Raw genomic sequence first — 19,923 nt, forward strand, 5'->3', positions numbered from 1 at the left:
GGGCGCCCGCGTTCCGGACAGAGTCCAGTGCTGAGGAGTGGGGAAGAGCATGTCGGCCGAGCACGTCGGACAGCCCGGGACGGCCCCCAAGGATCCCTTCGCGCTCGTCCGCACCCGCGGGTACGCCGGGCTGCTCCTGATGGCAGCGCTGTTCGGGATCCCGATCTCGGCGGCGGCCTACGGATTCCTCGCCCTCGTCTCCGAACTCCAGTCGCTGACCTACACGGACCTGCCCAAGGCGCTGGGCTTCCACGGGACGCCCTCCTGGTGGCCGGTGCCGCTGCTCGCCGTCGCCGGACTCCTGGTCGGCCTGAGCATCAAGCACCTCCCGGGCATCGGCGGCCACAAGCCGGCCGAGGGGCTGGTGACCAGCGGGCCGACCAGGGTGATCGACCTGCCGGGCATCGCGGTCGCGGCGATCGTCTCGCTGGGCCTCGGCGTCGTCCTCGGGCCCGAGGGGCCGCTCATCGCCCTGGGCAGCGGGCTGGCCGTCGGCGCCGTCCGCCTGGTCAAGCGGGACCTCCCGGCGGAGCCGACCGCCGTGGTGGGCGCCGCGGGCAGCTTCGCCGCCATCAGCGCGCTGCTCGGATCCCCGCTGATCGGGGCGTTCCTCCTGATGGAGGCGTCCGGCCTCGGCGGGGTGATGCTCGGGCTGGTCCTGGTGCCCGGACTGCTCGCGGCGGGGGTCGGCTCGCTGATCTTCACGGGCCTGGGGTCGTGGACCGGCCTCGGGACGTACGCGCTGGCCCTGCAGCAGGTGCCGCAGGCGGAGCGGCCCGACCTCGCCGACTTCGGCTGGGCGCTCGTGATCGGCGTGGCGGCGGCCTTCGTCGGCACCGGGATCCACCGGCTCGCCCTCTACCTGCAACCGCGGGTCGAGCGGCGGCGGGTGCCGGCCACCGTGCTGGCGGGCGCGGTGGTCGGCGTGTTCGCGCTGCTGTACGCCGAAGGGACCGGCTACGACGCCTCCGGGGTGCTGTACTCGGGCCAGGACGCGCTGAACCCGCTGCTGTCGGCGCAGGCCGGGTACTCGGTGGGCGCCCTGCTGGCACTCGTGGCCTGCAAGGCGCTCGCCTACTCCGCCTCGCTCGCGGCGTTCCGCGGCGGCCCCGTCTTCCCCGCGATGTTCGTCGGGGCGGCGGGCGGGCTGGCCCTCGCCCACCTGCCCGGGCTGGGGGTGACGGCCGGGTTCGCGATGGGCATCGGCGCGATGTGCGTGGCGATGCTGAAGCTCCCGATGACCTCGGTCATGCTCGCCACGCTGCTCCTGGGGGCCGACGGCCTCACCGTGATGCCGGTGGTGATCGTCGCCGTCGTGGTGTCCTACGTGCTCACGCTCCGGCTCACCCCGGTCCCTGCCGCCACCCCGTAGCGCTCCTGCGCCGGCGTTGCTACTGGTACCAGGAGACCTCGGTGGGCCGGGACCGGTGGGCCACCTTCTGTTCGGGCATCGGGAGCCGGGTTTCGCCGTCGACCAGGGTGCCGGCGGGCTCCCCCCGGATGGCGCCGGGGAGGCTCACCAGGACCTCGACGGGCCGTGGCGGGTCGGTCGGCAGGACGGTGGTCAGCGACTCCACCCCGGCGTGGTGGCCGTGGACGCGAACGGCCGCCACCTCCTTGCCGTCCACCAGGAGCTCCAGCCGCCGGGCCGTGCCCAGGTAGACCCCGACGGTGACCGAGCAGCCGGCGTGTTCGCGGTGGAAGTGGTAGTCGCGGCCCATGACCGCCTCCGATCGCAGGAGATGCCCGGACTTCATCGTGGCACCCGGCGAGGGCGGGCGCGACGCCCGGCGGGTGCGGGCCGGTCCGGCGGGGGCGGGCGCCGAGGGGGCGCGGCCGGCGCGCGGCGGCCGATCGTCAGGACGGCCGCCTCCGGTCCGGGCCTTCCGCGGGCCGTGGTGCGGGAGTGGATCACGAGCGGGGGAGTGTGGCTGAGGTTGCGTCACATCCCTGACGGGGCAAGGGGGGAGGGCTGATCGTCGGGGAGTCGAATCCCGCCCGCGGAGCGTGTCGCGGCCCCTAGAGTATGGCGCGTGACCCAGGACAACGCGGACCTCATCGCCGGGCGCTACCAGTTGGTCGAGCGGATCGGGCAGGGCGGCATGGGCCGCGTCTGGCGCGGCACCGACCAGCACCTCTTCGGTCGCGAGGTGGCGGTCAAGGAGATCCTCTTCCCCCCTGGGCTGGAGGAGGCGGAGCGCGACACCCTGCTCAAGCGCTTCATGAGCGAGGCCCGCGCGGCGGTGACGCTGAACCACCCCGGCATCATCACCATCCACGACGTGGTCGAGCACCACGGCGCCCCCGTCATCGTGATGGAGTTCGTCCGCGGCCAGTCGCTCGCCGCCGCGATCCGCGAGCAGGGGCGGCTGCCCGTCCGGCGGGTCGCCGAGATCGGTGCCGCGATGCTCGGGGCCCTCGGGGAGGCGCACGCGGCGGGGATCGTCCACCGGGACATCAAGCCGGACAACGTCCTGCTGACCAAGGACCGGGTCGTCCTCACCGACTTCGGCATCGCCCACCTCGCCGATGCCACCACCCGGCTCAGCCGCAGCGGGATCGTCATCGGCACCCCGCAGTACATGCCGCCGGAGCAGCTGGAGGGCAGACGGCCCACTCCGGCCAACGACCTGTGGGCGCTCGGTGCCACGCTGTACCACGCGGTCGAGGGACGGCCGCCGTTCGACGTCGAGGGGCTGCACGCGCTCGCGATCGCGGTCTTCACCCGGCCGCACCGCCCGCCCACCGCGGCCGGTGCGCTGGGGCCGGTCCTGGACGCGCTGCTCGTCAAGGACCCGGCGCAGCGGGTGGGCGTCGCGGGGGCCGCCGAGCTGATCGCGGCGGTGCTCGGCGGTTCGTCGGGCGGTTCGGGCGGCTCGCCGGGCGGTTCGGGTGCCGGCGTCTCCGGGCCGTCGCCGGTGCCGCGGACGCCGACGGAGATCGCCGCGCCGACGCCGCCGCCGACCGCGCCGCCGACCGCGCCGCCGGCCGTACCGCCTGCCTCACCGCCGACCGCGCCGCCGAGCGCGGGGGCCGACGCCGGGTCGCCGGGGTGGCGGCCGCTGCCGTACGAGGCCGCGCCGCCCGGTTCGGTGCCGTCCGCCCCTCCGTACGCCGGTACGCCGACCCCTCCGTCGGCGCCGTCGCTGCCCTCCACGCCGTCCCCGTGGGCCGATCGCACCGACTCCTACCCGCCGGTGACCTACCGCCCGCCCGAGGACCCGGCCGCCGGGCGCCCGCCCCGGCGGCCGTCCGGCGCCCGGCGGGCCGCGGTGGTGGGCGTGGCGCTGGCCACGCTCGCCGTCAGCGGCGTCGTGGCCTGGTCCCTGACGCGTGGCGACTCCCCCGGCAACGGGGGCAAGGCGGAGGGAGGGGCCCTGCCGGCGCCGGCCACGTCGGCCGGAGCAGCCGGAGCGGCCGGGGGCGACGCGGTGCCCGCCACCACCGTGGTGATCGGCCTGGACGCGCCGCTCACCGGCAGCCTGTCGGCGCTCGGCCTCGGCATCAGGAACTCCGCCGACCTGGCGGTGAAGACCGCCAACCGGACCCACCGGGTACCCGGCGTCACCTTCGAGCTGAAGGCCCTGGACGACCAGGCGCAGCCCGCCACGGGTCAGCAGAACGCCACCCGGCTGGTGGCGGACGCCAAGGTGCTCGGCGTGGTCGGGCCGCTCAACTCCAGCGTCGCCCAGTCCATGCTGACCGTGTTCGACCAGGCCAATCTGGCCGACGTCTCGCCGGCCAACACCAACCCGATGCTGACCCAGGGGGCCGGCTGGGCCACGGGTGCCAAGTCCCGCCAGCATCCGTCGTACTTCCGCACCGTCACCACGGACGACATCCAGGGGCCGTTCGCCGCCCGGTACCTCTACACGGACGCTAGGAAGAGCCGGCCGTTCGTCATCGACGACGGCAAGAGCTACGGCACCGGCCTGGCCGCAGGCTTCAGCAAGGAGTTCGGCAGGCTCGGCGGCACGGTCCTGGGGTCGGCCCACGTGAACCCCGACGACCGCGACTTCTCGCAGGTCGTCACGACGGTCAAGGCCGCCGGGCCCGACGCCGTGTACTTCGGCGGCGAGTACCCGGCCGGGGCGGCGTTGTCCCAGCAGCTCAAGCAGGCGGGCGTGACCGTTCCCCTGATGGGCGGCGACGGCCTCTACGCGCCCGAGTTCATCCGCGCCAACAGCAAGGCCGAGGGCGACCTGGCCAGTTCCGTCGGCACCCCGCCGGAGGAACTGGCCAGTGCCAAGGCCTTCCTGTCGGACTACCGGGCGGCCGCGTACCCGGAGGAGGCCGGGGTGAACGGCGGCTACGCGTACGACGCGACCTGGGCGGTCATCGAGGCGGTCCGGGCGGTGGTGAACGCCAACGGCGGCACGCTTCCCTCCGACGCCCGCGGCAAGGTCCTCCAGTCACTGGCCCGGGTGGCCTTCGACGGCGTGACCGGAAGGGTCGCCTTCGACGAGTACGGGGACACCACCAACCGGCAGCTCACCGTGTACTCCGTGAAGGGCGGCTCCTGGAGCACGGCCAAGGCCGGCCTCTACACCCCCTGACGCGGAGGGCGTTGATCCGCAGGCCCCCGGATCAACGGCGGCTCAGGCGTCGGTGGGGAGCGGGCGGGCCGGGGTGCGGGGCGGCGCCGTCCGCGGCTGGACGGGCAGCGGCAGGTCGAGCGCCCCGGTGTCGCCGACGGGGAGCGCGAGGGCGGCGGCGACCTCGGCGGGGAGCTCGCGCAGGCCGAGCAGACCGGAGGAGAGCCGGGCGGTGGCACGGTGCCAGTCGCCGACCCGCTGCATCAGGGCGTGACCGCTGCCCGTCACGGTGTAGCCGCAGACCCGCGCGCCGGCGGCCCGGCCGCGGGCGGCGAAGCCGCGGGTGTCGGCCGGTGCGGTGATCTTGTCGCGGTCGCCGTGCAGCATCAGCACGTCACGGTCGGCGAGCTGCTCGCACGGGTCCTCCGGCGGGCACCAGGGTGCGAGGGCGATCACGCCGGTGACGTTCGGGTGGCCCGCCGCGCGCAGCGCCGCGCGGCCGCCCATCGAGTGGCCGACCAGCACCGTCGGGATGTGGCCCAGCTCCTCGGCGAGGTCGCCCAGGGCGGCGCGGGCGTCCCGGGCGGCGTCGGCCCGCTCGCCGTTCCAGCCCCGGTGGCGGTAGCGGACGGTGCCGATCGCCACGCCCGCCCCGGCGGTCTCCCGGCGCAGCGCGCGGACGAAGCCGGACATCCGCAGACCGGGCAGGTTGACCGGGCCGGGCCGGGAGAGGCTGTGCTCCTCGCCGCCGTGCAGCACCAGCACGGCCGCCGACGGCCGCTCCGGCAGCTCGCGCCAGACCAGTGCCCGGTGGCCCGCCGCCGAGTTGCCCGTACCGTCCGCGTTCACCTGAACCGTCCCGCCGCCGTCCGCCCTGTGGACCGCCACTGTACGCGCCGGCCCGCCCGCGCAGGTTCACCCGGGCGGATCAATGCCCGCCCGACCGGTTCGGCCCGGGGCGGCTCCCGTGGGGCGGGTCAGGCGGGGCGGGTCAGGCGGCCGGGCGCTCCTGCTCGCGGAGCAGCCAGCAGATCGCCGTCAGCCGGTACACCGCGAAGTCGTACCCCGCCGGCTCCCGCCAGCCGATCTCGGCGAGTGCGGCGAGGAAGCCGACGGCGTAGTCCGAGAGCTCCGCGCGGTCCAGCGGCAGCGGCAGCAGGTCGGGCCCCTGCGCGTACAGCAGCTCGCGCACCTGGGCGGCGTGCTGGTCGACCGCGGCGACCAGGCCGGGTTCGAAGGCGAACTCGGCCAGCCGGGGGCCGAAGGCGGCGGCGATCCCCGGCAGCGGACAGCCGGCCGGCTCGTGGGGGGAGCCCCGGTGGGACTCGTCGGGCGTGGCGAACATCCGTCCACGGTAGGGGAGCGGCGGCGCCGGTACGGCAGGCCGTTGCGCTTCCGTGCTGAGACCTTGGCCACCCCGGCCGCCCTCCCCCGCTCCGGCGGGATCCGCGAAACCACGGGGATCATGGGGTGCTCCGTACCAGAATGTGGCGCATGGATCTTCGCATCTTCACCGAGCCGCAGCAGGGCGCCGACTACGAGACGCTGCTGCGGGTGGCACGGACCGCCGAGGAGCTCGGCACCTTCAGCGCCTTCTTCCGATCCGACCACTACCTGCGGATGGGTGGTGACCGGGGCGCCGACCCGGCCGCCGCCGTCCGGGCCGGCCTGCCCGGGCCGACGGACGCCTGGATCACCCTGGCCGGCCTGGCCCGGGACACCAGCACCATCCGCCTCGGCACCCTGATGACCGCCGCGACCTTCCGGCTCCCCGGCGTCCTCGCCATCCAGGTCGCCCAGGTCGACGCGATGAGCGGCGGCCGGGTCGAGTTCGGCCTCGGGGCCGGCTGGTTCGAGGACGAGCACAACGCCTACGGCATCCCGTTCCCGAAGGAGCGGTTCGGGCGGCTGGAGGAGCAGCTGGCCATCGTCACCGGGCTGTGGAACACCAAGCTCGGCGACACCTTCGACTTCGCCGGCCGCTACTACACGCTGACCGACTCGCCCGCGCTGCCCAAGCCCGTCCAGGACCGGATCCCCGTCCTGATCGGCGGCAGGGGCCCGACCCGCACCCCGGCGCTGGCCGCCCGTTTCGCGGACGAGTTCAACCTGCCCTTCGTCTCCGTCGAGGAGAGCGCCGCCCAGTTCGGCCGGGTCCGCGCGGCCGTCGAGCGGGCCGGGCGGCAGGCCGACGAGCTGGTGTACTCCAACGCGCTGGTCGCCTGTGTGGGCCGGGACGACGCCGAGGTGGCCCGCCGGGCCGCCGCGATCGGCCGGGACGCCGACGAGCTCAGGGCCAACGGCCTGGCCGGCACCCCCGACGAGGTGGTGGAGGCCATCGGGCGCTACGCCGGGATCGGCACCCGGCGGGTCTATCTGCAGATCCTCGACCTGCAGGACCTGGACCACCTGGAGCTGATCGCCTCCCGGGTCGCCCCGCAGCTGGGCTGACGGCCCGCCGACCGCGCCGCCCCCAGGTAAGGGGACGGCGCGGTCCTGTGAGCGGACGGTGAAGGGGCTCGGCCGCACCGGGGCTGACCACTAGTCTTTACTCTCTCTTGAAGGGGAAGACTCCTTCGGAGGCGGAAGCCGGGGAGTCAGGGGGAGTGCCGGTGGTGGAGACGAGGTCGTCCGGGGCGGAACGGTCGGGAGTGGAGCAGGCGGGAGCGGAGCGGTCCGGGGCCGGGCAGCCGGGGGCCGAGCGGCCCGCGCCGCCGGGGCGGGTGCCCGTGCCCAGATCCGGGTGCCGGGGCGCGGCCGGTCCGGCCGAGCCGGTGCTGCGCCCCCGCGGACTGCACGACGGACGGCGCGGGCGCGGGCCGGCCGTCCTGCACTACTCCGCCGACGACCTGCTGGTCGTCTCCGGCCTGCCCGGCAGCGGCAAGAGCACCCTGATGCGGCGGTGCATCCGCGCCCGGCTGGTCGACTCCCAGCAGGTGCGGGAGGAGTTCGCCGCCCGGGTGCCCGGGTGGCTGCCGTACTTCGTCTACCGCCCGCTCGTCCGGGTCGCGCACTACCGGCGGCTGCGCCGTGCGGTGCTGGCCGGCGGCCCGCTCGCGGTGCACGACTGCGGAGCGCTGCCCTGGGTGCGGTTCTGGCTGACCAGGGCGGCCGGCCGACAGGGGCGGCGGGTGCACCTCGTCCTGCTGGAGGCCACCGCCGCCGAGGCCCGTGAGGGCCAGCACACCCGGGGTCAGGCGGTCTCCGCGTACGCCTTCGCGCGGCACCGGGAGGCCGCCGGGCGGCTGCGCCGACGGCTGGCGGGGACGGGGGCGCCGCCGGCCGGGTGTGCGTCGGCCGTGGTACTCGACCGGGCCGCTGCGCGTGCCCTACGGGAGATCGTCTTCGTCGCGTCGTAGTCTCGGCGGGTCGGTGCGGGGCTGCCTGGACGGACGGAGTGTCAACTTTCGGACAGCCCGGGAGCGCCCCGGTGATGTGGTGGCACGGAAAATGCTCCACCTGCGGCCGATACGGCCGTGTGTGCTTCCGGGTTATGTCCGATTTGTCGTCAGAATTTTCAGGCCGGAACAGATCTGACGCGTACACGCAGCCCTGCGTACCCTCGGCTCGGCGGCTGCTTGCGGTCGCCGCCCCCACAACTCCCCTTCAGGAGCGCAGATGCGTCGTTCTGCCCGCGTCCCCTCGCGTGTCCCCAGCAGATTCCTCAGCGCCGCCGCCCTCGTCGCAGCCCTCGGGCTCACGCAGTTCGCCGCCCCCTCGGCGTTCTCCACCACGACGACCGCCCAGGCCCCGGCCGCCACCCAGTGCGTCGGCGGGGAGGGCCAGGACGCCGGGGCCCGCAAGCCCGCCGGAACCCCGGACGTCCAGGAGCCCAACGCCGTCTCCGCGGCCCAGGCCAAGGTCATGGAGGCGGACCTCGCGGCCAAGGTCGCCCAGCTCGGCCAGTCGCCCAAGGGCAACGCGCTGATCGCCCCCGGTGCGCTGGCCGCCGCCACGACCATCCCGGTCTACGTCCACGTGGTCCACTCCGGGACGACCGGCAAGCTCAGCGCCACGACCATCAGCAAGCAGATCTCGGTCCTCAACGCCGCGTACAGCGGCCAGGGCGCCGGCAACACCGCGAGCCAGTTCCAGTTCCAGCTGGTCGGCACCGACTACACCGACAACTCGTCCTGGTACAACGGCATCACCCCCGGCTCCTCGGCCGAGCGCTCGATGAAGAGCTCGCTGCGCAAGGGCGGCGCCAACGCCCTCAACCTCTACACCGCCAAGCTCGGCCAGTCGCTGCTCGGCTGGGCGACCTTCCCGAGCTCCTACCGGTCGAACCCGAGCGACGACGGCGTGGTCATCCTCGACTCCTCCTTCCCCGGGGGATCGGCCACCAACTACAACGAGGGCGACACCGTCACCCACGAGGTCGGCCACTGGCTGGGGCTGTACCACACCTTCCAGGGCGGCTGCGGCGGCCAGGGGGACTACGTCTCCGACACGCCCGCCGAGCAGAGCGCCGCCTACCAGTGCCCCACCGGCCGCGACACCTGCAGCGCGACCGGCATCGACCCGATCCACAACTTCATGGACTACACCTACGACTCCTGCATGACGCAGTTCACCCCGGGCCAGGTGGCCCGGATGGCCAACTCCTGGGCCGCCTACCGGGCCTGACGGGCCCGGCCGCACCGAAGCCCTGACGGGTGCGCGGGCGATCGGGTCCGCGCACCCGTCAGAACCAGTGGTACCCGGGCCGTGGCGGCCGGAGGCGGAAGGCCCCCGAGCGCCACGGCTCACGGTTGCAAGCCCAGCAGCCCCCTCCAGCGCGGCATTTGCCGGGTGTATGTCCTATTCCATCTATGTTTGGGGTGTCAGGACAGACCTCGGTGTGCAAGGGCAAGGAGCAGTGGCATGGGCAACAGCGCGAACCCCCGGATCGTCGTCGGCGTGGACGGATCGCCCGCCTCGGAGCAGGCGCTGCGCTGGGCGGTCGACTACGCGCGGCTGACCGGCGGCGCGGTCCACGCGATCGCGGCCTGGGAGTACCCCGCCTTCTACGGCTGGGCCGGGCTGACCGTGCCCCCGGCCGAGGGCTTCAACCCGGAGGAGCTGGCCGGCCGGACGCTCTCCGAGACCGTCCGGGGCGTCGTCGGGGACGATCCGGGCGTCAAGATCACCGAGGCCGTGCTGCCCGGCAACGCCGCGAAGGCCCTGCTGGACGCCGCCCAGGGCGCCTCGCTGGTCGTGGTCGGCAGCCGGGGCCTCGGCGGGTTCACCGGCGCGCTGCTCGGCTCCGTCAGCCGGCACCTCACCGAGCACGCGCCCTGCCCGGTCGTGGTCGTCCGGGACGTCAAGGAGCCGGCCGACGGGTGACCGGCGGGGGCCTGGCGGGGGCTCGGCGGGGGCTTGAGGACGCACCCCGGGACTGCGCCGGACCGCCGCGCGGGGGCAGGATGGAGACATGCCAGAAGGCGACTCCGTCCACCGCGTGGCGGCCCGACTGCACGAGGCCCTGGCCGGCCGACTGCTGACCACCGCCGACCTGCGGGTGCCCGCCCACGCCACCGCCCACCTCGCCGGACGGCGGGTCCTGGAGGTGGCCCCGCGCGGAAAGCACCTGCTGACCCGCCTCGAGGGCGGCCTCACCCTCCACACCCATCTGCGGATGGACGGCCGCTGGGAGGTCTACCGCCCCGGCGAACGCTGGGCCGGCGGGCCCGCCTGGCAGATCCGGGCCGTCCTCGGCACCGAGCGGAGCACCGCCGTCGGCTACCGGCTGCCGGTCGTGGAACTGCTGCGCACCGCCGACGAGCAGCGCGTCGTCGGACACCTCGGACCCGACCTGCTCGGGCCCGACTGGGATCCGGCCGAGGCGCTGCGCCGGCTGCTCGCCCGCCCCGGCCGCCCGCTCGCCGAGGCCCTGCTCGACCAGCGCAACCTGGCCGGGATCGGCAACATCTACGCCAACGAGCTGTGCTTCCTCGCGGGCCTCACGCCGTGGACCCCGGTCGGCGAACTGCCCCGCCCGGAACGGCTGGTGGACCGCGCCCGGCAACTGCTCGACGCCAACCGGCTGCGCTCGGGGCACGTCACCACCGGTGACACCCGGCCCGGGCACCGGAACTGGGTCTACGGGCGCGCGGGGCGGCCCTGCCAGCGGTGCGGCACCTCGGTGCTGACGGCGGGCCACCTGGAGCCGCCGCGGGACCGGGTGGCGTACTGGTGTCCGTCCTGCCAGCGCGGCCCGGCGCCCGAGGCCCGGCCGGTCAGCGGCGCTCGACCAGGGCCGGGTGCCGCGGGTCGTCCACCCGGACGGTGAGATCGGCCGCCTCGGCGGGGGCGGTCTCGGCCTCGTAGCGGGCGAAGGCCGGCAGCGTCCACTGCTCCTCGGACGGGGTGCGGCGGGCCAGCGCGCCGGGGGTGAGGGCCAGGTGGACGGTCAGCTCCAGCGGCAGCCAGCGGCCGAGCAGCAGCGCGCCGTCCAGCAGCAGCACACCGCCCGGCGGCAGCACCGCGTGCGGCACCCGGGTCGAGCGGTCCGTCGCCGGGTCGCGCAGCGAGGGCAGGACGCTTCCGCTGCCGCCGGGCTCCAGCGGGTCGAGCACCTCGCGCAGCAGGGCGTTGTCGTCCAACCAGAGGTCGTGGAAGGCGTCCGCGTCCTGTCGGCCGTACTCCAGCCGGACCGAGGCGGGCCGCAGGAAGTCCCGCGCGGAGACCCGCAGGGCCGGTCGGCCGCGCAGCCGCAGCGGCTCCACCAGGGCGTCGGCGAGGAGGTCGGGCCGGGTGGCGGCGGCGCCGTCCACGGCGACCCGCAGCCACCGCCGCCCGGAGTCGGGCAGGGCGGTGATGCGATCGGCGAGGAGTTCGGTCAGCCGTTCGGGCGAGATCGGGCGTACCTGCATCGGCCCATCCTGCCCCGGCTCCCGGGCGGTCACGCGAGCGGGAGGGCGTGCAGGGTGTCGTCGTGGCCCGCGTAGAGGTGTGCGGCGTCGGCGGAGAGGGTCCAGACGTCGACACCGGGGCCGGAGTCGCGGAACGTCCACAGCTCCGTGCCGCTGCCGGCGTCGAGGGCGCAGATCCCCGCGGCGGCGGGGCCGGGGACGTACAGGGCTGGCCCGGCCAGCAGCGGTCGGCTGCGGCGGTCCAGCCGGAACGGGACCCGGTGGGACCAGAGCCGGGCGCCGGTCGCCGCGTCGTGTGCGGTGATCAGGCCGTTGTCGCGCGGCACGTAGACGCGGGCGCCGTCGCTCACCGGCGGCAGGCAGCGCCACTCCTCGGACGGGCCGGGCAGCACCGACCAGTGTGCGGTGCCGTCGGCCAGGCGCAGCGCCCGCAGACCGAACTGTCCGTCGGGGGCGTAGACGTGCTCCCGGTCGGCGGCCGCCCAGCGCAGGTTCTCGTCGGCCTGGACCGTCCACAGCCGGTGGCCGTTCGCGGCGTCCAGCAGGACCAGCCGGGTCGTGCCGTTCTCCGAGGCCCGGGCCGGGAGCCGGTCGGTGGAGGTGGCGAGCGGAACGTCCACGTCCTCGGCCGGACGCGACCAGCGCAGGCTCCGGTCCTCGATCCGCAGGGCGAACAGGGTGGCGTTGATCCGGTCGCTGTTGGTCGGCGCGGCCCAGCTGCGCCCGTACAGGGTCGTGCCGTCGCAGCCGAACAGGTCGACGGTGCCGTCCAGCGGCTCGGGCAGCGGGAGGCTCCAGTCGGCGGCGGAGTCGCTCAGGTGGCGGCTGTCGAGGTGGCCGCGGGAGGCGGTGAACACCCGGTCGGCGCCGACCACCACCCGGGCGGCCGGCAGTTCGAGGTCGCTGGGCCAGTCCTTGCCGGGCGCGGGGAAGGCGAGCGTGCGCAGCCGGGCGCCGGAGGCCGGATCGAGCACCTGCAGCCCGCCGCGGGAGAGGAAGAGCGGCAGACCGGGCCGGTCGGTCAGCCGCTCGGGCGTCATCGCCTCGGGCCCCCGGTACGTCCAGAGCGGCTCCGGTCCGGCGAGCCGGGTCGGGGCCGGCCTGGGCGGCGCAGGCGTCGACCAGCCCCCGGCGGACCGGCTGAACGCCCAGACGGCGCCGCCCGCGGCCAGCGCCCCGGCCCCGGCCAGCAGCCGCCGCCGGCTCAGCCGGGGCCCGTCGGGCTCCCCGCCCCCGGAGACGACATCGCCGCTCCCGGCGGTCCCGTCGCCCCCCTCGCCGTCCCACTGCCACCCGGTACCCGGCTCCTCGGGCACCTGCTCTGCGGAACGCTCGGACGGTGCCGACTGCATGTTCGATCCCACTTCCCCCGGTGGCAGCCGGTGCGCTGCTCTGTCCGACGGAGGATATCCGAGCAGCTGGGGGCCGGTCCGTCAGCCGCCGGGGCCGTGCTCGGCGAGCTCGGCGAGGACGTCGGCGTGGCAGGGGAGCGGGGCGCACCAGCAACCGAGGCGGTGGCCGCGAAGGGCCGGGACGAGCGCCAGCAGCTCCGGACGGGCGAGCAGGTGCGCGCGGTAGCGGACGAGCATCTGCGCGCGCGTGAGGTCCGGCCCCGGACGGAACGGGCAGTACAGCGGGGAGCCGGCCAGCCGCCAGCCGCCGCGGTGCATCGGGCGGCCGACGTAGACGACGTCCGCGAAGCCCGGATCGTCGCGGTGACCCTTGAGATTGACCACGGTGGTGGGCTGCACGGTGTCCATGGTGGCGCAAACCGGGACGACTCGCCTTGACAGTCCCTTGACCCGGGCGTAGCAAGAGAGGATGCGCCAGGGTGTGCCGGCGGACCGGTTCGGTCCGCACCTGACCGGCGGGGCCCGGGCGGCGCGACCCGACGCGAACCGCCCCCGGGGGCACGATGCCGCCGCCAGGGCGGCCCACGAGCGGGACGCGCTGCTCGCGACCGCCGTCCGAAAGTCGCTCGCCGTCACCGATGCGTACGGCGGGATGGTCTACCTGCGGTCGCGCGACCGGAAGTCACTGGTGCTCTGCACCATCGCGGGCGTGCCCCTGTCGATCATCAGCGCGTTCCGGCGGGTCGCCGCGGCCGGGCCGCTGCCCGCGGCGGTGAGCTACCGCAGCGGGCGGACGATCACGCTGGCGGACACCGAGGACACCATGCGGCGCTTCCCCCAGCTCGCCGTCGGCATGCCCTACGACTTCGCCTCCGCCTGCGTGCCGGTCAAGGCCGGCGAGGAGACCTACGGCGTGATCAGCGTGCTCTGGGCGGCCTCCGACGAAGGCGTACCGGACGGCGCGCGGCGCCACCTGCGGACGGTGGCCAACCGGCTCGGCGCCGGACTGGCGGGCCTGGAGGAGGACGGCCACCTGGTCGAGCCGAACGGCGACACGGCCGTGGTGGAGCTGACCCCGTCGACCGAGCCCACCACCCGGGTCGGGCTGTTCGACTGGAACGTGGCCACCGGGGCGCTCTCCGTCGACGACCAGTTCTGCGAGATCTTCGGCCTCGACCCGGCCGGGTTCGACGGGCGGGCGGCCACCCTGACCACCCGGATCGCCCCCGGCGACCTGCCCGAGTTCCGGGCCGCCGCCCGCGCCGCCCTGAACGAGGGCCGGATGCTGGCCACCCGGGTCCGGGCGCTCGACCACCAGGGGAACCCGTACCCCGTCGAGCTGTGGGGCAGGGTCCCCGAGGGACCGAACGCGAGCACCCGGCTGGTCGGCGCCGTCCTCGACACCCGGACCGGCACCGCCGCCGCGGCCGCCGTCGAACGGCTGCGCGACGGCGTCTTCTCGCTCGACCCGGACGGCCGGATCACCTACGCCAACCGCAGCGTCGAGCTGCTGCTGCACGCCCGCCGCGAGGACCTGATCGGCCACCACCCCTGGGACGTGCTGCCCTGGCTCTCCGACCCGGTCTACGAGAACCGCTACCGCGCCGCCATGCTCTCCCAGCAGCCCACCGCCTTCCTCGCCGCCCGCCCGCCGGACGCCTGGCTCGCGTTCTCGCTCTACCCCGACGCGCACGGCGTCACCGGCCGGGTCGTCGCCGCCGAACCGCCCGCCGGCGTGGTCGAGACACCGGCCGAACCCCCGCCCGGCGCCCGCACCAGCGTCGGCGCGATGTACCACCTGCTGCAGCTCGCCAGCGCGCTCAGCGAGGCCGTCACCGTCCGGGAGGTCTGCCGGGCCGTCGCCGACCAGATCCTGCCGGCCTTCGGCGGCCAGGAGCTCGCCATCTACGCCGTCCGCGACAAGCGCCTCCACCTGGTCTCCCAGACCGGCTACCCCGAGGGCTTCCTCGACCGCTTCGAGGGCACCCCGATCGGCGCCCGCGTCCCCGGCGCCGAGGCGCTCAGCACCGGCACGCCGATCTTCTTCGAGTCCGTCCACCAGCTCGCCGCCACCTACCCCGGCATCGCCCTGGACGAGATGCGCGCCTGGGCCTTCCTGCCGCTGATCGCCTCCGGCCACCCCGTCGGCAGCTGCATCATCGGCTTCGACGAGGCCCACCCGTTCACCCACGAGGACCGCGGCCTGCTCACCGCCCTCGGTGGCTTCATCGCCCAGGCCCTGGAACGCGCCCGGCTCTACGACGCCGAGTTCGCCCTCGCCCGCGGCCTCCAGCAGGCCCTGCTGCCGCACCGGCTGCCGCACCTGGACGGCATCCGGATCGCCGCCCGCTACCTGCCCGGCACCCAGGGCATGGAGATCGGCGGCGACTGGTACGACGCCATCATCACCGGCCGCCACCTCACCCTGGTGATCGGCGACGTCGAGGGCCACAGCGTCGGTGCCGCCGCCACCATGGGCCAGCTGCGCAGCGCGGTGCGCGCCTTCGCCGCCAGCGGGCACCGGCCGGACGAGGTGCTCGCCCGCACCAACCAGCTGCTGCTCGACCTCGACCCGGGACTGCTCGCCAGCTGCTGCCTGGTCCGGCTCACCCCCGCCGACGGCACCGCCCGGATCGCCCGGGCCGGGCACCTCCCACCGGTGCTGCGCCACCCCGACGGGCGCACCGAGGCGCTCTACGTGGCCGGCGGCCCGCTGCTCGGCGTCGACCACCGGGCCGACTACCCGGTCAGCGAGCTCCAGCTGGCCAAGGGCTCGGTGCTCGCCCTCTACACGGACGGGCTGGTGGAGGACCCGTCCGTGGACATCGACCTGGGCGTCGACCGGCTGTGCGCCGCGCTCGCCCACGGCATCGGGGCGGGCGACCCGGCCGACGAGGCGCTGGACCGGCTCGCCGAACGGCTGCTGCGCGAGGTCGGGTCCACCCACCGGGTGGACGACGTGGCGCTGCTGCTCACCGCGTTCGGGTGAGGGCCCGCCGCGTGCGCCTTGGCTGCCATCGGCCGGCTGCCGGTCGCTGTGACTTTCGTCGGGCCCGTTGCCGCTACTTTCGTCGGGGCCGGTCGCGACGAAGGGTGGAGGCGGGCGGAGGTGCGGGGCCGTTAACCTCGCCGGGTGGACGCGATGGCGAGGGCCTGGTCAAGGGCGGTACGGACGGCGCTGCCCGGGCCGTGGCGGCCCTGGACGACCGTGCGCGAGGTCGGCGGCGCGCTGGTGCTGGGCGGGATCTCGACGCTGCTCGAGATCGCCGACGACTCCGGCCTCTGCTTCGCCGTCGGCCCCGTGGTCGCCGTGCTCTTCCTGCTCCGCCGGGGCCTGCCCGCGACCGTGCTGGTGCTCGCGGCCGCCGCCGCGGGCTGGGCCGCCGGGCCGCTGGTGCTGCTGATCTGCGCGGGCTGGTCGGCCGGGGCCAGGGTGACCAGGGTCGGCGTGCTGCTCGGTGCGCTGACCGGCGGGTTCCTGCTGACGACGGCCACCGGGGTGCTCAAGGAGGCCGGCTCGGCACCGATCAAGCTCCTGGCCGGGCTCTCGCTGGGCGCGTTCCTGGTGCTCGCCGTGCTGCCCGCGCTCGGCGGCCGCTACCGGGCCCAGCGCAGGGCGCTGCTGGACGCGCTGCGCGAACGCAACGAGCAGCTGCTGCGCGAGCGCACCATGGTTGCGCACCAGGCGCGGCTGCGTGAGCGGCACCGGATCGCCCAGGACATGCACGACAGCCTGGGCCACCAGCTCGCCCTGATCGCCGTCCACTCCGGTGCCCTGGAGGTCGACCGGACGCTGGGCGACCGGCAGCGGGAGGCGGTCGGGGTGCTGCGGCTGGCCGCCGTCACCGCGATGCGCGAGCTACGCGAGGTCGTCGGGGTGCTGCACGACGAGTCGACCGGCCCGGCGGCCGCGCCGGGCGGGCCGGGCGGGCCTGGAGCCGGTCCGGCCGCGGGCGGTGCCCGGACGGGCGGTGTGACCGAGATCGAGAAGCTGGTGGAGTCCTCGCGATCTGCCGGCACGGAGGTCTCCTACGCGTTGGAGGGCGAGCACCGCCCGCTGGCCGCCGCCGTCGGCCACGCCGCGTACCGGATCGTCCAGGAGGCGCTCACCAACGCGCACAAGCACGCCCCCGGCGCACCGATCGGTGTCGCGCTGCGCTACGAACCGGACGCGCTGGTGGTGGAGGTCGCCAATCCGCGGGCGCCCGAGCCGGTCGGCGCCCGGGCGGGCGGCGCGGCGGCGGTCAGCGGTGGGCAGGGCCTGACCGGGCTGCGCGAGCGGGCCCGGCTGGTCGGTGGAATGGTGCACGCCGGGCCGACCCCCGAGGAGGGGTTCCGGATCGCCGCGGTCCTGCCCTTCGAGGGCTCGGCGGACGGCACCTCCGGAGGCGCCGGGGGCGCGGAGGCGGAGCCCTGGGAGATGGACGCCCTGCCGGCGACCGGCGGCCTGGACACCGGGAAGCGCCGCCGCAGCCCGGCGATCGGCTGTGCGATCGGCGGGCTGATCGTGCTGGTCACCACCGTCGGACTGCTGGTGTGGGGCGTGGTGTCCTTCGTCCGGGGCACCGAGGAGGCGACCGTGCCGAAGGCGGTGGCCGAGTCCGTCCGGGAGGGCGACCCCGAGGCGGAGGTGCAGCGCCGGCTCCCGGTCGGCAACGACTTCTTCACCAGGGACTTCGAGAAGAGCGGCCCGACGCCGCCGCCGGGCGCCACGTGCCGGCTGTTCCTCGCCGCCGAGTCGACCGACCACTGGGGCCGGGACGAGGTGGTCCGGTTCTGCTTCAAGGACGGTGTGCTGGTCGAGAAGAGACAGTTCCCGGCGGATTCCTGACCGGCGGGGATGTGAGGATGGTGCCCAGCAGCGCTGCCAGCAGCACCGTTCAAGGGGTGACCAGTAGTGATCCGAGTCCTCGTCGCCGACGACGAGCCGCTCATCCGGGCCGGGATCAGGATGATCCTGTCCTCCGCCGACGACATCGACGTGGTCGCCGAGGCCGCCGACGGCCGGGAGGCGCTGGAACTGGCCCGGTCCCACCGGGTGGACGTGGTGCTGTTGGACATCCAGATGCCGGTCATGGACGGGCTGACCGCGCTCGCTGAACTGCCCCGGGCCGCGCCCGGCGCGCGGGCGCTGATCCTGACCACCTTCGGGGAGCGGGACAACGTGCTGCGTGCCGTCACCGAGGGCGGCGCCGGGTTCCTGCTGAAGGACACCGCGCCCAACGAGCTGATCCAGGCCGTGCGGGCGGCCGCCACCGGGCACGCCTTCCTGTCGCCCGCCGCCACCCGGCACATCGTGGACAGTCTGGCGGGCGCCCGGACCGACCGGGTGGCCGCCCGCGGTACGGCGGCCCGACGGCGGCTGGAGGTGCTGACCGGGCGCGAGCTGGAGGTGCTGGCGCTGCTGGGGGAGGGGCTGTCGAACGCGGATGCGGGGGCCCGGATCCATATGAGCGAGGCGACGGTGAAGACGTACGTGAGCCGGATCCTGGCCAAGCTGGGGTGCGACAACCGGGTGCAGGCGGCGCTGCTGGCCCGGGACGCGGGGTTGGACGCGGGGGCCTGAGGGCCTGAGGGCCTGAGGGCCTGGTCCGGGTGCCGAGGCCCGGTCGGGTGCGGCGCGGCGTCAGCGGGAGGCCGTCCGCAGGGCGAGGCGGGTGCTGGAGACGGCGACGCCCGCCTCGTGCTTGAGCCGGCGCAGCAGCTGGTCGAGCGCGGCGGCGTCGGTGGCGCGGGCGCGCAGCAGGTAGTCGTACTCCCCGGTGACGTGGGCGGCCTCGGTGATGCCGGGCAGCCGCAGGACCAGCGCCTCGAAGGCGTCGCTGTCCGTCTCCGGGCGCAGCCGGACGTCGATGAACACCGTCAGGCCGGGGCGGCCAGCCTCGGCGGCCGGGTCGACCAGGGTGGTGAAGCCCCGGATCACCCCGGTGCGGAGCAGCCGTCGGACCCGGTCGGCGGCGGCGTTGGCACTCAGGCCCACCCGGGCGCCGAGGTCGCGGTAGGAGATCCGCGCATCCGCGCGGAGTTCGCCGAGGATCTCTCTGTCGAGGTCGTCCATGCCGCGATTATCGCGGTGAGGACCGGAAAAGGGCCGGTGGTTTTCGGGCCGGTCGGCCACGGTGGCGGACATGGATTCTCTGGTCGGGGCGACGGCGTCGGGTGTGTTGGCGGGGTTGGGGGTGGCCGTGCCGCTGGGTGCGGTCGGGGTGCTGCTGTTGGAGGAGGGGCAGCGCGGGTGGCGGTCGGCGGTGAGCGCGGCGTCCGCCGTGGCACTGGTCGACATGGTGTACGCGGGGCTGGCGACGGCGTTCGGGGCCCGGTTGGCACAGGCGCTGGAGGGGTGGGAGGCGTGGGCGCGGGCGGGTTCCGCGGTGGTGCTGGGGGTGGTGGCGGTCCGGGGGCTGGCGGGGCTGCGGCGGCCGGTGGTGTCGGTGCCGGTGCCGGTGCCGGTGCCGGTGCCGGTGCCCGTGGCTGTGGCGGACGGTGGGCGAGCGGGCGACGGGAGTGCGGGCGACGGGAGTGCCGGGCGCGGGGGTGGCGGTGGGCGTGCGGAGGAGGGCGGGGCCGCGGGGACCTTTCTGCGGTTCGCCGGGCTGACCCTGGTGAACCCGGCGACGGTGCTGTACTTCGCGGCCCTGGTCACGGGCGGTGGCGGGCCGGCCGGCTGGGCGGGCGGCGCGGCGTTCGTCCTCGGTGTCCTGGCGGCCTCGCTGACGTGGCAGCAACTGTTGGCGGTGGTGGGGGTGTCGGTGGGCGCACGGCTCTCGCCCCGGGCGCGCAGGCTGACCTACTGCGCCGGATACGGACTGGTCGTGTACTACGCCGTGCGGATGGCGTGGCCACGGTGAGTGACGACTGTGGTGAGTGCCACCCGGCGGCCGCGCGGAACCGGGAACTCCGGACTCGGCGGTGACGGTGGGTGGGTTGATGGTCGCTGTACGTGGATGGTGTGGGCGGCTTCACAGGTGGACAGATGTGAGCGCAAGCACGAAGAGGTGCTCTTTGATCATGTAAATGTGGTCAAAAGTGGTCATTCTGGACAGGATTTCTTGATCGATACCGCCGGTAACAGTCAACTGACCAGCGGCGTCCAAGAATTGCTTGAAGCCGCCGGGGAGGGCCCGTAGCTTCATTGGCGGTGCAACGAGCACCACCCGGGTTCACCCCCGACGCACAGCCCGC

19 protein-coding genes are annotated in these 19,923 nt (G+C 75.1%); 11 read left to right on the forward strand and 8 right to left on the reverse strand.

The window, feature by feature from the left end; translation table 11 throughout:
• The first annotated feature begins 49 nt into the window (after positions 1-49).
• Positions 50-1,372, forward strand: coding sequence for a chloride channel protein (locus ACIGZJ_RS22400; RefSeq protein ID WP_396458866.1), 1,323 nt, complete (start codon positions 50-52; stop codon positions 1,370-1,372).
• Positions 1,373-1,391: 19 nt separating this feature from the next.
• Here ACIGZJ_RS22400 and ACIGZJ_RS22405 read toward each other — a convergent pair whose 3' ends face one another.
• Entirely contained in the window at positions 1,392-1,721 is a 330-nt protein-coding gene (locus tag ACIGZJ_RS22405) for a hypothetical protein (RefSeq protein WP_396458867.1), read from the reverse strand.
• Between the two features lie 312 nt (positions 1,722-2,033).
• Here ACIGZJ_RS22405 and ACIGZJ_RS22410 point away from each other — a divergent pair, with 312 nt between their 5' ends.
• Complete coding sequence (locus ACIGZJ_RS22410; protein WP_396458868.1) at positions 2,034-4,556, forward strand: ABC transporter substrate-binding protein; 2,523 nt, start codon at positions 2,034-2,036, stop codon at positions 4,554-4,556.
• Positions 4,557-4,598: 42 nt separating this feature from the next.
• Here ACIGZJ_RS22410 and ACIGZJ_RS22415 read toward each other — a convergent pair whose 3' ends face one another.
• Positions 4,599-5,384, reverse strand: a complete 786-nt coding sequence (locus ACIGZJ_RS22415; RefSeq protein WP_396458869.1) for an alpha/beta hydrolase — start codon at positions 5,382-5,384, stop codon at positions 4,599-4,601.
• 142 nt (positions 5,385-5,526) lie between these two features.
• Positions 5,527-5,880: a DUF6401 family natural product biosynthesis protein gene (locus ACIGZJ_RS22420; protein ID WP_396458870.1), complete on the reverse strand. Its 354-nt coding sequence runs from the start codon at positions 5,878-5,880 to the stop codon at positions 5,527-5,529.
• Positions 5,881-6,029: 149 nt separating this feature from the next.
• Here ACIGZJ_RS22420 and ACIGZJ_RS22425 point away from each other — a divergent pair, with 149 nt between their 5' ends.
• The 5 genes from ACIGZJ_RS22425 (at position 6,030) to ACIGZJ_RS22445 (ending at position 10,806) form a co-directional block, all read left to right on the forward strand.
• A complete protein-coding gene (locus ACIGZJ_RS22425) occupies positions 6,030-6,986 on the forward strand; it encodes an LLM class F420-dependent oxidoreductase (RefSeq protein ID WP_396458871.1) in 957 nt (318 codons plus the stop codon).
• 278 nt (positions 6,987-7,264) lie between these two features.
• Complete coding sequence (locus tag ACIGZJ_RS22430) at positions 7,265-7,894, forward strand: AAA family ATPase (RefSeq protein WP_396458872.1); 630 nt, start codon at positions 7,265-7,267, stop codon at positions 7,892-7,894.
• A 259-nt stretch (positions 7,895-8,153) separates the two neighbouring features.
• Positions 8,154-9,161 (forward strand): zinc metalloprotease, encoded by a 1,008-nt coding sequence (locus ACIGZJ_RS22435; RefSeq protein WP_396458873.1) that lies wholly within the window; start codon positions 8,154-8,156, stop codon positions 9,159-9,161.
• A 237-nt stretch (positions 9,162-9,398) separates the two neighbouring features.
• Positions 9,399-9,860, forward strand: coding sequence for a universal stress protein (locus ACIGZJ_RS22440; protein WP_396458874.1), 462 nt, complete (start codon positions 9,399-9,401; stop codon positions 9,858-9,860).
• Between the two features lie 88 nt (positions 9,861-9,948).
• Positions 9,949-10,806: a DNA-formamidopyrimidine glycosylase family protein gene (locus ACIGZJ_RS22445; RefSeq protein WP_396458875.1), complete on the forward strand. Its 858-nt coding sequence runs from the start codon at positions 9,949-9,951 to the stop codon at positions 10,804-10,806.
• Here the strand turns inward: ACIGZJ_RS22445 and ACIGZJ_RS22450 are convergent.
• The 3 genes from ACIGZJ_RS22450 to ACIGZJ_RS22460 form a co-directional block, all read right to left on the reverse strand.
• Positions 10,754-11,389, reverse strand: a complete 636-nt coding sequence (locus ACIGZJ_RS22450) for a uridine kinase (protein ID WP_396458876.1) — start codon at positions 11,387-11,389, stop codon at positions 10,754-10,756. The two genes, ACIGZJ_RS22445 and ACIGZJ_RS22450, sit on opposite strands and share 53 nt — an antisense overlap.
• Before the next feature lie 29 nt (positions 11,390-11,418).
• Positions 11,419-12,741, reverse strand: coding sequence for a PQQ-binding-like beta-propeller repeat protein (locus ACIGZJ_RS22455; protein WP_396458877.1), 1,323 nt, complete (start codon positions 12,739-12,741; stop codon positions 11,419-11,421).
• Between the two features lie 81 nt (positions 12,742-12,822).
• The gene (locus ACIGZJ_RS22460) at positions 12,823-13,140 is read right to left on the reverse strand and encodes a DUF4326 domain-containing protein (protein ID WP_396458878.1); all 318 of its coding nucleotides are present in this window, start codon (positions 13,138-13,140) and stop codon (positions 12,823-12,825) included.
• A 70-nt stretch (positions 13,141-13,210) separates the two neighbouring features.
• On the opposite strand from ACIGZJ_RS22460, the gene ACIGZJ_RS22465 reads away from it, so the two are divergent.
• The 3 genes from ACIGZJ_RS22465 (at position 13,211) to ACIGZJ_RS22475 (ending at position 18,307) form a co-directional block, all read left to right on the forward strand.
• Positions 13,211-15,730, forward strand: coding sequence for a SpoIIE family protein phosphatase (locus ACIGZJ_RS22465; RefSeq protein ID WP_396458879.1), 2,520 nt, complete (start codon positions 13,211-13,213; stop codon positions 15,728-15,730).
• Positions 15,731-15,883: 153 nt separating this feature from the next.
• The gene (locus ACIGZJ_RS22470) at positions 15,884-17,572 is read left to right on the forward strand and encodes a sensor histidine kinase (RefSeq protein ID WP_396459026.1); all 1,689 of its coding nucleotides are present in this window, start codon (positions 15,884-15,886) and stop codon (positions 17,570-17,572) included.
• A 66-nt stretch (positions 17,573-17,638) separates the two neighbouring features.
• Positions 17,639-18,307, forward strand: coding sequence for a response regulator (locus tag ACIGZJ_RS22475; RefSeq protein WP_396458880.1), 669 nt, complete (start codon positions 17,639-17,641; stop codon positions 18,305-18,307).
• Between the two features lie 60 nt (positions 18,308-18,367).
• Here the strand turns inward: ACIGZJ_RS22475 and ACIGZJ_RS22480 are convergent, their stop codons facing one another.
• Positions 18,368-18,799, reverse strand: coding sequence for an Lrp/AsnC family transcriptional regulator (locus ACIGZJ_RS22480; protein WP_396458881.1), 432 nt, complete (start codon positions 18,797-18,799; stop codon positions 18,368-18,370).
• A gap of 70 nt (positions 18,800-18,869) precedes the next feature.
• Here ACIGZJ_RS22480 and ACIGZJ_RS22485 point away from each other — a divergent pair, with 70 nt between their 5' ends.
• Positions 18,870-19,589, forward strand: coding sequence for a LysE family transporter (locus ACIGZJ_RS22485; protein WP_396458882.1), 720 nt, complete (start codon positions 18,870-18,872; stop codon positions 19,587-19,589).
• Between the two features lie 111 nt (positions 19,590-19,700).
• Here ACIGZJ_RS22485 and ACIGZJ_RS22490 read toward each other — a convergent pair whose 3' ends face one another.
• Positions 19,701-19,895 (reverse strand): hypothetical protein, encoded by a 195-nt coding sequence (locus tag ACIGZJ_RS22490; protein ID WP_392939084.1) that lies wholly within the window; start codon positions 19,893-19,895, stop codon positions 19,701-19,703.
• Between the last annotated feature and the right edge of the window lie 28 nt (positions 19,896-19,923).

This window comes from Kitasatospora sp. NPDC052868, assembly GCF_044547105.1.
Classification (GTDB): Bacteria; Actinomycetota; Actinomycetes; order Streptomycetales; family Streptomycetaceae; genus Kitasatospora.